This is a genomic window from Actinomyces sp. oral taxon 849 str. F0330, assembly GCF_000239715.1.
GTDB lineage: Bacteria > Actinomycetota > Actinomycetes > Actinomycetales > Actinomycetaceae > Actinomyces > Actinomyces johnsonii.
Map to the genome: position 1 here is coordinate 177,741 of NZ_JH470350.1, position 12,237 is coordinate 189,977.

Consider the following 12,237-nt stretch of genomic DNA (forward strand, 5'->3'; position numbering starts at 1 on the left):
CGTGAGAATCGTTGTTGCCCTCGGCGGAAACGCCCTTCTACGTCGGGGTGAGAAGCCTGACGCCAGCATCCAGATCCACAATGTCGAGGTTGCAGCGCGTGAGCTGGCCAAGCTGGCGGAGAAGCACGAGCTGGTCCTCACCCACGGTAACGGCCCCCAGGTGGGCGTCCTCGCCCTGGAGTCCGCCAACGATGAGCGGCTCTCGGAGCCCTACCCCTTCGACACCCTCGGTGCCCAGACCCAGGGCATGATCGGCTACTGGCTGCTGCAGGCCATGCAGAACGCCCTGCCGGGGCGCCACGTAGCTGCCATGGTCAACCAGACCCTGGTCCTGGCCGGCGACCCGGCCTTCTCCAACCCCACCAAGTTCGTCGGTGAGGTGTACTCCAAGGAGGAGGCTGAGAAACTGGCCGAGGAGCGGGGCTGGGTGGTCAAGCCCGACGGCGAGCACTACCGCCGCGTCGTCGGATCGCCCAAGCCGCAGCGCGTCATCGAGACCCGGTTGGTGCGCTCGCTCCTGGAAGCCGGTGCCATCGTCGTCTGCTCCGGTGGAGGCGGGGTCCCCGTTATCCGCAGCACCGAGGGCAAGCTCAGGGGCATCGAGGCCGTCATCGACAAGGACCTCACCGCGTCCGTCCTGGCCGAGGCGCTCGAGGCCGACGCCCTCCTCATCCTCACCGACGTCGATGGCGTCTACGAGGACTTCGGAACCGAGAACCAAAAACAGGTTCCGCGGGCAACGCCGGCAGCGCTGCGCGCCATGGGTCTTCCCAGCGGATCCATGGGGCCAAAGGTCGAGGCGGTGTGCCGATTTGTTGAACTGACCGGAGACATGGCGGCAATCGGTCGTCTTGAGGACGCCGTTTCCATCATCGAGGGTCAGTCGGGGACTATCGTGACCCCCGGAGGCAACTACGGTGGCCCCGACGATATCCATCCCCCAATTCCCGAGCAAATCGACACTCGCATTCGCAGAGCCTGACCGGCGCAACGGCATCGGTCCGTCAAGGAGGTGGTGATAACCGTCAACCACACATGACCATGCCAGGGTTCAACCTCATTCTTTTACACAGAAACTCCTGTGGCGACTTTTGAGGTTCCTTCAGGGTAAGATGAGAACGTTGAACCACAGACATATACATCTGTCTCAATTCACACACCATTCAACGAGCACAAGGGAGTGACTCACTCATGACGAAGATCGTCAACTCTTGGAACGACTTCGACCCGCTTAAGCACGTCATCGTCGGGCGCGCAGACTTCTCGGTTATTCCTCCCGAGGAGCCGGCCACCTCCGAGAAGGTGCCGATCGACTCCGAAATGCGCGGCATGTGGGGCCCCCGCCCCACCGCCACCGTCGAGGCCGCCAACGAGCAGCTCGACAACTACGTCAAGATCCTCGAGGGACTAGGCGTCAAGGTGGACCGGCCCACGCCGCTGCAGTGGAACCAGGCCATCCAGACGCCTGACTTCCGCACGGAGTCGGGCTTCACCCAGATGCCGCCGCGCGACATCCTGCTGACCATCGGTGACGAGATCATGTCGTCGGCCAACTCGTTCCGCTGCCGGTACTTCGAGTATCTCGCCTACTGGCCTCTCATGAATCAGTACTTCGAGGAGGACCCGGAGTTCAAGTGGACCCAGGCACCTCGCCCCCGGCTGACGGACAAGTCCTACAAGCACAACTACTACGACGAGCGGATCTCCCTGGAGGAGCGCCTCGAGCGCACCGCCGCTAAGGACTTCGTGACCACTGAGGTTGAGCCAATGTGGGACGCCGCCGACGTCATGCGCGTGGGTAAGGACCTGTTCATTCAGCACGGTCTGACCACCAACCGCAAGGCGATGGAGTGGTTCAAGCGCTACTACCCCGACCTGCGGGTGCACGCGGTGAACTTCCCCGGCGACCCCTACCCGATTCACATCGACGCTACCTTCGTGCCGCTGCGGCCCGGATTGATCATCAACAACCCGCACCGCCGCCTGCCCGAGGAGCAGCGCAAGATCTTCGAGGCCAACGACTGGCAGATCGTCGACGCCGCTCCCCCGGCCCACGAGGTTCCGCCGCCGCTGTGCTACTCCTCCGTCTGGCTGTCCATGAACTGCCTCGTTATCGACCACAAGACCGTGTGCGTCGAGGCCAGTGAGGTCCACCAGATGGAGCAGATGGACAAGTTGGGCATGAACGTCATCCCGGTTCCCTTCCGCGACGCCTACGCCTTCGGTGGTGGTCTCCACTGCGCGACGGCGGACGTGTACCGCGAGGGCGGCTGCGAGGACTACTTCCCCAACCAGGTCGCTGACCCGACTCTGGTCTGATCCCAGGCGGGTGCGGGGCGGCAGCTCATGGACCGGGCTGCCGCCCCGCACCGTTCCCCACTCGGTTCTCGCGATGCGGTTGCCATGCTCCCCATAGAGGCGGTAAGAGTCGGTCAAACCGCGCGAAGCTCAGCAAAGAGGCTGTGCCCTGCCGCGTGCGCCGGGAGAGAACTCAGGAGACACAACTGCCATGTCACAGACAACATCTACCGAATCTTCTATCACAGAGTACGTGATGAACAAGAAGCTTGGCGCCATCGCCATGCTTCTATCCGCCACTGGGATGGGGCTCGTCGGCACCATCAGCCGTGGCACGACTGCTGGTCTCGCTGACGCAGATAAGTCCGTTATCGGATCATTCCTGGCCTTCGGGCGCATGACCGTCGGCCTGCTCGGTTTCATCCTCATCCTGGTGCTGACCAAGAAGACCGGTCTGTTCCGGCGCACTCGCTTGAGCACCACCGTGATCCTGGGAGGGGTGAGTATCGGCCTCTCCCTGGGCTGCTACATCTCCTCAACACTGATGACATCCATCGCCAACGCCGTCTTCCTCATCTACACGGGGCCACTGTTCTGTGCGCTGCTTGCACGTATCTTCCGTAAGGAGAAGATCAGCATCCTATCGGGGATTTTCCTATTTTTGGTATTCGTCGGCATGCTGCTGACCATCGGCATCATCGACGTCAAGAACGGTAGCCTGACATTCGGCCTGGACCTGTCGACATCATCCTCTGAGTATCCGCAGAAGAAGCTGGGCGACCTTCTCGGCCTGCTGTCAGGAGTCTTCTACGGGCTGGCGATGTTCTTCTATGGCTATCGCAAGGATGTCGACTCAGTTGTGCGTGGAGTTTGGAACTTCTTCTGGGCGGCCTCTGCTACACTTGCGATGTCAATCATCCTGCGCCCATGGCACGGGGTTTCGTCCTTCACGACCACAAACTGGGCGTGGGCAACGGCCCTCTTCCTGGTGTGCGGTCTGTTCGCACTGGGATTCCTGGTGGTCGCTGGACGCAACCTCCCCGCCGTGGAGTATTCGACGATCTCGTACTGGGAGTGTCCGGTCGCTATTCTGTGCGGCCTCCTCGTGTGGGGCGAACGGCTCACTCCTGTGGGGATGGTTGGAGGACTGCTCATCGTTGGAGGTGGGCTGGCGCCTATCTTCCTGGACGCCCTCACTCGGAAGTCCCGCTTCTCTGACGCCTGAGCGCACTGCACTCCTGTCCGCCAGCGAGCAGGTTCAGCCCAATCGCAGGCGGACAGGAACTTGCAGCTATCATCCACATGTTCTTCATACACACGAGACCACACATTGTCGGCCATCTTCGTCGACCGAGCCGGAGCCATAGGCTATGAATACCGTCCATCCAGAAAGCATGAACGATTATTACTCGGATCCTGAGCGAAGTCGCGCGCTGAGGCGGGCTGCGACAGCAAGTTTTATCGGAAACTTCATTGAGTGGTTCGATTACGCATCGTACGGTTACCTGGCTACCGTCATCGGTCTTGCTTTCTTCCCTGAGGCAGACAAGTCCGTCCAGTTGATGTCGACATTTGCGGTATTCGCCATGTCCTTTATCCTGCGACCCGTTGGAGCTGTTGTGTGGGGTGCATGGGGGGACAGATGGGGGCGCCGCTGGGCCCTGTCCTGGTCGATTCTCATCATGTCGGGATCGACATTCTTCATTGGGCTTCTCCCGACGTACTCGGCGATCGGTATTGCTGGCGCCATTGGTCTGCTTCTATTGCGCATGATCCAAGGGTTCTCCGCATCGGGCGAATACGCGGGTGCCGGAACCTTCCTGGCCGAGTACGCACCTCCTTCCCGTCGGGGCATCTATACCTCGCTGGTTCCTGCTTCCACCGCATGTGGCCTGCTAGCCGGTTCTCTTATGGTCACAGGGGCGTTCTGGCTGTTGCCCGACGACGCTATGAATACATGGGGGTGGCGTATTCCATTCCTTCTAGCCGGTCCTCTGGGCCTCATCGGCCGCTACATCCGGGTGCATTTGGAAGACTCGCCCGCCTATCAGGAGATGCGGGCAGAAATGCCTCAGGAGGAGAAGTCGGAGAGCTGGTCTGAACCGCTGCGTCTGCTTCTGCGGGAGCACCTTCACGACACGCTTATTACCTTCGGGGTTTCCTGCCTTAACGCAGTCGCCTTCTACATGCTGCTGAGCTACATGCCCACCTACGTTCACGAGGAGCTCGGCTTCTCCCAGGATACTGCGACTCTTGCCACTTCTGCGATGCTCGTTGTCTACATCATTTCGATCTTCATTATGGGGCACCTGTCCGACTCCTTCGGAAGGCGCCGCATGCTCATTGCCGCTTGCGTCGCGTTTATTGTTCTCACCATTCCATTGTTCGTTGTCATGACGAAGGCCACTGGAATGCTCTTAGTAGTCATCCTGTGTCAGGTCGTTTTCGCCATCATTCTGACGGCTAATGATGGAACGCTTGCCACCTTCCTAGCGGAGTCTTTTCCGACTAACGTGCGTTACTCAGGATTCGCCCTGTCTTTCAATGGTGCCAACGCGCTTCTCGGGGGGACAACGCCATTCATTGTCACGTGGCTCATCAAGGTCACTGGGTCTCCCCTGGCGCCGGCGGTCTATCTCACGGTGGTTGCGCTGATTGCTATGGTGGCGATCTTCCAGTCCCGTACAATTCACGGTTCCGAGCTGACCGAGAAGCAGACTCATTCCTCAACCTGAGGACAATCACTCAAAACAATTGGTAACAAGTCGTATATAAGTTACTTGCACACGAGGTCATTATCACCGTCTTCTTACGGACAAGAAGGCCTGGTCGTCGTAGGATGATCGCCATGGCCGATACTGATGCAGACACCACTGCAGACGCAGTAAGCAACGACGCTTCCGCTCATGCACGTTCTCGAACTGAATCCCGAGTCACGCCGCGAGGTGAAGACCGGCGTCAGGCCATCATCGATGCTGCGGCGGCTATCATCCGCGAGTCGGGGCCGTCAGCGGTCAGCCACCGCAGCGTGGCCAAGCGCGCCGGATGCTCGCTATCGGCCACAACCTACTACTTCAATGGACTTGAAGACCTCCTTCACCAGGCGGGGCTGGTCAACATCGGATTGTGGGCCTCCCGTGCCGAGCGCGTCGCCGACCGGGTGGAAGCTTTCAAGGGGAGCCCGAACCTGTCCCAGAGGGTCCGCTTCATCCTCCAAGCCACCTTGCCGGCCCAAGGCGGGTATTTCGGCCACTATCTTCAGCTCATCTCGGCCAGCCAGGCCGCCCCAGTCAAGCATGCCTACCGGCAGGGCCGTCAGCGTCTCAACGCCGCTCTGCGCAGGGTGCTGCGTCAGCTGGACAGCCCGCTGGAGCCGGAGATGGTCATCGCAGTCGTGGATGGAGCCGCCGTGACCGCACTCAGCGAAGGGTGGAACGTCAAGTCCACCGCGGCGGGACTACTCACCGATCTCATCACCCTGGCGCACGGAATGCCGTCCTTTCAGGTTCCAGGCGCCTCGACGCGCTCCCCGGCGCCGGGGGAGCAGTCATCGGTGGCGGCGCAGTCGCGCAGCAGCGCCTACTAAAATCGATGTGTCACCGGGCTCTTTGGCTGTCTCTCACCACAGGCGGGTGGGATCCATTTCGACGCACACCTGTTCCTCTCGGCGGGCAGAACGGTCTCGCAGTCTTAACGCAAACGTCCTGGCAAGCGCTTTTCCCCGCGCCAAAGGCGCGCGTACCAGCGCTCTAGCCGCCCCGGCGGCAACCTGGCCGTTGACCGGCGGTGGTGCCACCGGTCCCAGTGTTTCAAAGCCGTCGGCCTCGGCCTGGGCCAGCAGAGTCTCCACACCGCGTTGCGGACCGTCCAGACGCGCTACCCGCCAAGCGGGAGGCAGATGCAGCTCGGCCCTTTCCATCAGATCCCTGCTGGCGAAACCCGCATGGTCCCACCTCACCAACGCCTGAGCCGCGACCGGATCGGGCCTACCCAGAAGAATGACACGTGCCGACGGTGCCGCCAGCACCGTCGCGTTTGTCCACTGCCGTAGCGCCTCACCGGCTGCCCCCAGCTCCGGACGCGAGGAAAGAGCTCCGCCATCGAGTAGCAGCACTGCCCGGTAGCCCCCCTCGGCCACGGGCTCTGCACCCGGTGTTGCCACCACGAGGCGCGGAGAATCGTCAACCTCATCCATGACACCATGAGTCTCCCTCGCGCCGGAGACTACGACCGGGAACCCAGGAAAGGCCCGTCCCAGCTCCTCCCCGGTACGGGCCGAGCCGACCGTTACCATTCTCAAGGCCTGGCCATCGCACTCGGGGCAAGTCCACCGCCCCACGGTCCGAGCGCACCATCTGCAGGTCGTGTGGCCCTGGTGGTCCATCGCCATCGGGCCACCGCAGGATGGACAATGGGCGGCGGTGCGGCAGCGGGCGCAGGCCACTAGTGGTGCGTAACCCGAGCGTGGCACCTGAATGAGAACCGGTCCGTTCTGCAGCGCGCGTCGCAGTGCCCGATGCGCCAAGGAGGGAATCCGGGCTGCCCCGGAGGCTCCCTCCCGGTCCAGCTCGGCGGGGCCGGGAACCTCGGCGCGTGGAACGACCCCGCGTACGACGCGCCGTGGCGCGATCAGGTCCCGGCACCATCCCTGGTTGACCAGAGACTGGGCCTCCACGGATCGGGAGAACCCGCCGATGAGCAGACCCGCTCCCTCGAGGGAGGAACGTAGAGCCAGGACCGTGCGAGCATGGGTGTACGGCGCGCGGGGCTCGGACAACCTGTTGTCCCCATCGTCCCAGATGACCGCCAGGCCTAGCCGACACACCGGCGCGAAAGCCGCCGACCTGGTTCCCACGACCACTCGGGCACGTCCGAGCAGCAACGATAGGAAGGCCCGATAACGGCGAGCCGGACCGTGCTCGGATGAAAGCACCACGACCGGCTCCTCCCCCAGCTCCTGACGGAGCCGGGCAGCGAGAGCCTCGGCCTGCTCGGTTGTCGCCATGACGATGATCGCACCCCGCGAGCCCGCCAGGCAGGCCCGTACAGCGTGAGCCAGGCATACCTGCCATGGCTCGATCGCGGGCTCTAGTTGGTCGCCACCGCCGCCACCATCTGCAGACGACGACGCCCCCTGATGCTCGTCGCTCGCCGGCAGAGCGCACCAGGCTGCCCTCGGCGCTGCGCCGTCGGCCAGCTGCTCCAGGAAGTCCGCACCCCCGTCGTAGTGCCGCCAGCCGCATGCGTCCTTCGGCCGCTCCCAGGAGGGAAAGTCCCGCGTCACCTTGTCCCGCTCATCCACCTCGGTCGAGGCGTGCCTGGCGGGAAGGGCCAGACGGACGACGTCCGAACGCGTCCCGGCGCTGCGAGTGGCAACGGCCTCGATGAGCCGGCGCGAGGCCTCCGGAAGGACCTGGAGATCGGAGACGACACGGCGCAATGGTGAGAGCCGACCGATGTGCGTCGTCGTGGCCCCCCGCTGCCAGATCCATCCCCGCATCTCCTGCTCTCCGAAACGGACCACCACACGGGTTCCGGGAAGGGCGTGCTGCGCCATCGCCGCGGGGACAGCGTAGTCGAAGGTACGATCCAGGTGCGGTACCGGGGAATCCAGGACGACTCTGGCGACCGGGTCGGCGACTCCGGCGACCGTCACCGTGCGCTCGCCAGGTTCGGGCAGATCCAACAGCTCGCCCTGCCTGCTCACGCCGCTACGGCGCACGAGCCCCGCCGACTCGCCGAGGGTGAGAGCATCGTCGTCGTGCTCAGTTGCCATAGAGCCTCTGGAACTATCCTGCGCCGGTGCGCGAGTCGTCAGACGGCCCGGCGCAGGGCTTCGGCGCGGTCTGTGGCCTCCCAGGTGAAGCCGGGACGCCCGAAGTGCCCGTAGGCGCTGGTGGCGCGGTAGATGGGGCGCAGCAGGTCAAGGTCGCGCACGATGGCCGCTGGGCGCAGATCGAAGACCTCGGTGACGGCTGCCAAGATGCGCTCCTCCGGAACGGTCGCCGTCCCGAAGGTTTCCACGTAGACACCCACCGGATGGGCCGAGCCGATGGCATAGGCCACCTGAATCTCACAACGCCTGGCCAACCCCGCGGCGACAACGTTCTTGGCCACCCATCGCATGGCGTAACTGGCTGAACGATCCACCTTCGAAGGATCCTTACCGGAGAAGGCTCCTCCGCCGTGACGGGCCATACCGCCATAGGTGTCCACGATGATCTTGCGTCCCGTGAGCCCCGCATCACCCGCCGGGCCCCCGATGACGAACTGTCCCGAGGGATTGATGAGGACCTCGGCGCCGGCGGTGGCGAGCTCGGTACCCGCCTCGGCCTCGGCCGCCAGCACCGGGGCGATGACCTCGGCCTGGAGGGCATCGGTGAGCCAGGTGCGCGTGCAGTCCTCATCGTGCTGGGTGGAGATGACCAGGTTCTCCAGGCTCACGGGACGCCGGCCGTCGTAGCCGATGGTCACCTGGGTCTTGCCGTCGGGACGCAGGCCCGGGACGATCCCCTGCTTGCGCACCAGTGCCAAGCGCTCCGCCAGACGGTGTGCCAGGTGGATGGGAAGAGGCATGAGGGCGGCGGTGTCATCGCAGGCGTAGCCGAACATGAGTCCCTGGTCGCCGGCGCCCTGCAGGTCGAGCGGATCGATGTCCCCGGTGTCCTGGCGGGCCTGAAGGGACTTGTCGACTCCGGCGGCGATGTCCGGGGACTGCTGACCGATCGACACCGAGACACCGCAGGAGCGGGCGTCGAAGCAGACCTCCGATGAGGTGTACCCGATGGCGGAGATCTCCTGGCGCACGATCTGCGGGATCTCGACGTAGGCCCGCTCGGTGGTCACCTCTCCGGCAACGTGCACCAGGCCAGTCGTCACCATCGTCTCGACCGCGACCCGTGCGGCGGGATCCTGTTCAAGGATGGCGTCGAGGATCGCATCGGAGACGCGGTCGCATACCTTGTCCGGGTGCCCTTCAGTGACCGACTCGGAAGTGAACAGACGCAAGGAGGAATTCATCCGCCCATCGTAGTCACCACCACAACCGATCCATGGTGACGTTACCCACGAAAGTGCTCTGCGGGCTATCAGGAACCGTCCATCAAGTCCGCAGTGAGGCCGATGAGGAGACGGGCGACCTCCATCTTGCTGCCCTGTCCGCGAACCACCTCCGAGCCCCGGGCATCGAGGACCACGACCGCGTTGGGCACGTCGCCGAAACCGAGGTCCTCCCCCACCGCGTTGACCGCCAGGAGGTGGGCACCCTTCCGGCGCGCCTTGGCCGCGCCATGGAAGAGCACGTCTCCGTCGTCGTCCCCGGTCTCGGCGGCGAACCCGACGACGACCTGACCGGCCCGGGGCGGATCCGTCACCAGTCCGGCCAGAATGTCCGGGTTGGTGGTGAGTTCGATGGACATCGGGGCCTCGTTGCGGCGACCCGACGTGGTCGGCGCGCTCTTCTTGATCTTGGTGGTCGCCGCGGCGAGCGGCCGGTAGTCGGCGACAGCGGCGGCCATGATGACGGCATCGGCATCGCGGGCGGCCTCCCGAACCGCGCGAAGCATGTCGTGCGCGGTACCAGCTGCGACAACGGCGACACCCGCCGGCAGAGCATCGAGCAGCTCCGAGGCGACGTGCGCCTGTACCAGCGTCACGCGGGCGCCCTGCTCGACGGCGGCCACCGCCAGGGCGCACCCCTGGCGGCCGGAGGACCGGTTTCCGAGGTAGCGCACCGGGTCGATGGGCTCACGGGTGCCACCGGCGGAGATGACGACGTGCCGTCCTGTGAGGAGCCTGCTGCTCCCATCCGGTTCGACTGCGTCGTCGTTCCCGAACTCCCCTTGGAGGACGGCTAGCGACCTGGAGACGATCTGCTCGGGCTCGGGCATGCGTCCCACCCCGGAGTCCTTGCCGGTCAGGCGGCCGCGGTCCGGCTCAATGACCGTCAGGCCACGCTCGCGCAGCACTGCCACGTTGTCCCGGGTGGCGGGATTGAGCCACATACGGGTGTGCATGGCCGGCGCCAGGACCACGGGAGCGCCGGTCGCCAGGATCGTCGCGGTCAGCAGGTCGTCGGCTCGTCCGGCACGTGCGCGCGCCAACAGGTCCGCCGAGGCCGGCGCCACCAGGACGAGCTCGGCCCACTCGGCCACGGCCACGTGCTCGACCGCCGCCGGGTCGTCGAAGACGCCGGTGGATACGGCCTGACCGCTGACCGCGGCCAGTGCCGGTGCCCCGATGAACCGCAGCGCAGACTCAGTGGCCACTACTTTGACCTCGTGTCCGGCCTGACGCAGTAGTCGGATGACGAAGGGCGCCTTGTAAGCGGCGATGGATCCAGCTACGCCGACAACTACGCGCCGCGGCCTGCCGGAGGCGGCCGCGGCGCGCTGACCCGCAGTGGTGTGCGGCTCGTCCATGCGAGCGCGACTCAGAACTGGATGTCGTCGAGGCTGGTGGGCGTCTCGCCCTCCTGGAGAGAGACGGGGGCGTCCAGCGAGATATCGCTGAACATGTCGGCCTCGGCGGCACGACGGGCCTCCTCGGCCTCGATTCGACGGGCGCGGGCGACGTCTCCGGGGATGACCTCGAGCTTGTCCTCGGCGATCTCCCGCAGGGCGATACCCAGCGACTTCTCACCGATCTCGGAGTCGACCAGCGGCCCGAAGAACTCGAACTGGTTGTCCTCGAGCTGCTGGGTGTAGGTGTTGATCTGGCGGGCGCGCTTGGCGGCCTCCACCACGAGCCCGTACTTGGAGTCGACCTTCTCCAGAAGGTCGTCGATCGGCGGGTTGGTAATGCCCTCGGGCTGGGGAGAGGTTCCGAGCATGTGCATGCCTCCGGTTCAATCTCGATAGTTCTAAACCAAGATATTCTAACTGCCGAGTCCCATGAGCCGGGCGAGCTCATCGGTGGCGCTCGCCACGGTGTCGTTGACGACGACGTGATCGAACTCGTCGGCCGCAGCGAGTTCGGTACGGGCCGTGACCAGGCGGCGCTCCTGTTCCTCGGGTTCCTCGGTGTCCCGGTCCGCGAGCCTGCGGACGAGCTCATCCCAGCTCGGCGGGGCGAGGAAGACGAGGCGGGCCTGGGGCATGGCCCGGCGAACCTGGCGAGCACCGGCCAGGTCGATCTCCAGGAGTGCGGGACGTCCGGCGTCGAGTTGGTGCTGTACGGGGCCACGGGGAGTGCCGTAACGGTGCGCACCATGGACCAGCGCCCACTCCAGCATCTGCCCTGAGGCGATGAGGCTGTCGAGCTCCTCCTCGCTCACGAAGTGGTAGTGCACGCCATCGATCTCGCCGGGACGGGGCTCGCGGGTGGTGGCGGAGATCGAGACGAAGAGATCGGGGTGGCGTCTGCGCAGTTCGGTGACCACGGTTCCCTTGCCCACCGCCGTTGGTCCTGCCAGGACAGTCAGACGAGCGAGAACGGGAGCGGACGAGGCAGCGGCGTCGGTCATGGTCACATCATGACCTACCGGACGCCGCCGGCACGAGCCGGCGTCTCACCAGGTGTCTTATCGGACGTCTCAGCCGAAGCGCTCTACCAGTGCGGCCCGCTGATTCGCCCCCAGGCCCCGTACCCGCCGGGACTCGGCGATACGAACATCCTCGAGGATGGCGTCGGCTGTTGTGGTCCCTACTCGTGGAAGGGAGACAAGCAGCGCCCTGACCTTCATCTTGCCCAGGACCTCATCGGTCTCCGAGGCAGCGAAGAACTCGGAGAGCTTGAGCTCCCCGCTCTTGAGCTCGGATTTGATGCGAGCGCGCTGCGATCGTGCAGCTGCGGCCTTCTCCAGCGCTTCAGCTCGTTGCTCAGGTGTCAGTGTAGGAAGCGTCATGGTGGTCTCCTCCCCCAGTCCAATGCCAGTGACCCGCACCACAAGCATAAGTCGGGTTGGATGCACTCGCATTCGCAGGGGCCGGTATCACGGCA

Annotated in this window: 11 protein-coding genes; 5 read left to right on the forward strand and 6 right to left on the reverse strand. The window is 64.5% G+C overall.

Features of this window, described 5'->3' with window-relative positions:
* Position 1: 1 nt before the first annotated feature.
* The 5 genes from arcC to HMPREF0975_RS04720 all read left to right on the forward strand — a co-directional run bounded on the left by arcC (position 2) and on the right by HMPREF0975_RS04720 (position 5,884).
* Positions 2-982, forward strand: coding sequence for a carbamate kinase (gene arcC / locus HMPREF0975_RS04700; protein ID WP_009232995.1), 981 nt, complete (start codon positions 2-4; stop codon positions 980-982).
* A 209-nt stretch (positions 983-1,191) separates the two neighbouring features.
* Complete coding sequence (locus tag HMPREF0975_RS04705; protein ID WP_003784343.1) at positions 1,192-2,319, forward strand: serine/threonine protein kinase; 1,128 nt, start codon at positions 1,192-1,194, stop codon at positions 2,317-2,319.
* 190 nt (positions 2,320-2,509) lie between these two features.
* Positions 2,510-3,523, forward strand: coding sequence for a DMT family transporter (locus HMPREF0975_RS04710; RefSeq protein ID WP_034473317.1), 1,014 nt, complete (start codon positions 2,510-2,512; stop codon positions 3,521-3,523).
* A 145-nt stretch (positions 3,524-3,668) separates the two neighbouring features.
* Positions 3,669-5,033: an MFS transporter gene (locus HMPREF0975_RS04715; RefSeq protein WP_009232997.1), complete on the forward strand. Its 1,365-nt coding sequence runs from the start codon at positions 3,669-3,671 to the stop codon at positions 5,031-5,033.
* Between the two features lie 254 nt (positions 5,034-5,287).
* Positions 5,288-5,884 carry a TetR/AcrR family transcriptional regulator gene (locus HMPREF0975_RS04720; RefSeq protein WP_232212469.1) on the forward strand — a complete coding sequence of 199 codons (597 nt, stop codon included), beginning with the start codon at positions 5,288-5,290 and terminating at the stop codon, positions 5,882-5,884.
* 33 nt (positions 5,885-5,917) lie between these two features.
* On the opposite strand, the gene HMPREF0975_RS04725 is transcribed toward HMPREF0975_RS04720, so the two are convergent.
* From HMPREF0975_RS04725 to mihF, 6 genes are all read right to left on the reverse strand, one after another.
* Complete coding sequence (locus tag HMPREF0975_RS04725) at positions 5,918-8,074, reverse strand: primosomal protein (RefSeq protein WP_009232999.1); 2,157 nt, start codon at positions 8,072-8,074, stop codon at positions 5,918-5,920.
* A gap of 38 nt (positions 8,075-8,112) precedes the next feature.
* Positions 8,113-9,318, reverse strand: coding sequence for a methionine adenosyltransferase (metK, locus tag HMPREF0975_RS04730; protein ID WP_009233000.1), 1,206 nt, complete (start codon positions 9,316-9,318; stop codon positions 8,113-8,115).
* 68 nt (positions 9,319-9,386) lie between these two features.
* Positions 9,387-10,718, reverse strand: a complete 1,332-nt coding sequence (gene coaBC, locus HMPREF0975_RS04735) for a bifunctional phosphopantothenoylcysteine decarboxylase/phosphopantothenate--cysteine ligase CoaBC (protein ID WP_009233001.1) — start codon at positions 10,716-10,718, stop codon at positions 9,387-9,389.
* 11 nt (positions 10,719-10,729) lie between these two features.
* The gene (rpoZ, locus tag HMPREF0975_RS04740; protein ID WP_009233002.1) at positions 10,730-11,128 is read right to left on the reverse strand and encodes a DNA-directed RNA polymerase subunit omega; all 399 of its coding nucleotides are present in this window, start codon (positions 11,126-11,128) and stop codon (positions 10,730-10,732) included.
* A 45-nt stretch (positions 11,129-11,173) separates the two neighbouring features.
* Complete coding sequence (gene gmk / locus HMPREF0975_RS04745; protein ID WP_049939444.1) at positions 11,174-11,761, reverse strand: guanylate kinase; 588 nt, start codon at positions 11,759-11,761, stop codon at positions 11,174-11,176.
* A gap of 69 nt (positions 11,762-11,830) precedes the next feature.
* A complete protein-coding gene (mihF, locus tag HMPREF0975_RS04750) occupies positions 11,831-12,142 on the reverse strand; it encodes an integration host factor, actinobacterial type (RefSeq protein ID WP_034473323.1) in 312 nt (103 codons plus the stop codon).
* Positions 12,143-12,237: the final 95 nt, after the last annotated feature.

Bases quoted from the DNA above. Each gene is read 5' to 3' on its own strand.
- mihF (WP_034473323.1), bottom strand. From the start codon at position 12,142: ATGACGCTTCCTACACTGACACCTGAGCAACGAGCTGAAGCGCTGGAG.
- metK (WP_009233000.1), bottom strand. From the start codon at position 9,318: ATGAATTCCTCCTTGCGTCTGTTCACTTCCGAGTCGGTCACTGAAGGG.
- gmk (WP_049939444.1), bottom strand. From the start codon at position 11,761: ATGACCGACGCCGCTGCCTCGTCCGCTCCCGTTCTCGCTCGTCTGACT.
- HMPREF0975_RS04705 (WP_003784343.1), top strand. From the start codon at position 1,192: ATGACGAAGATCGTCAACTCTTGGAACGACTTCGACCCGCTTAAGCAC.
- HMPREF0975_RS04725 (WP_009232999.1), bottom strand. From the start codon at position 8,074: ATGGCAACTGAGCACGACGACGATGCTCTCACCCTCGGCGAGTCGGCG.
- coaBC (WP_009233001.1), bottom strand. From the start codon at position 10,718: ATGGACGAGCCGCACACCACTGCGGGTCAGCGCGCCGCGGCCGCCTCC.
- HMPREF0975_RS04710 (WP_034473317.1), top strand. From the start codon at position 2,510: ATGTCACAGACAACATCTACCGAATCTTCTATCACAGAGTACGTGATG.
- rpoZ (WP_009233002.1), bottom strand. From the start codon at position 11,128: ATGCTCGGAACCTCTCCCCAGCCCGAGGGCATTACCAACCCGCCGATC.
- HMPREF0975_RS04715 (WP_009232997.1), top strand. From the start codon at position 3,669: ATGAATACCGTCCATCCAGAAAGCATGAACGATTATTACTCGGATCCT.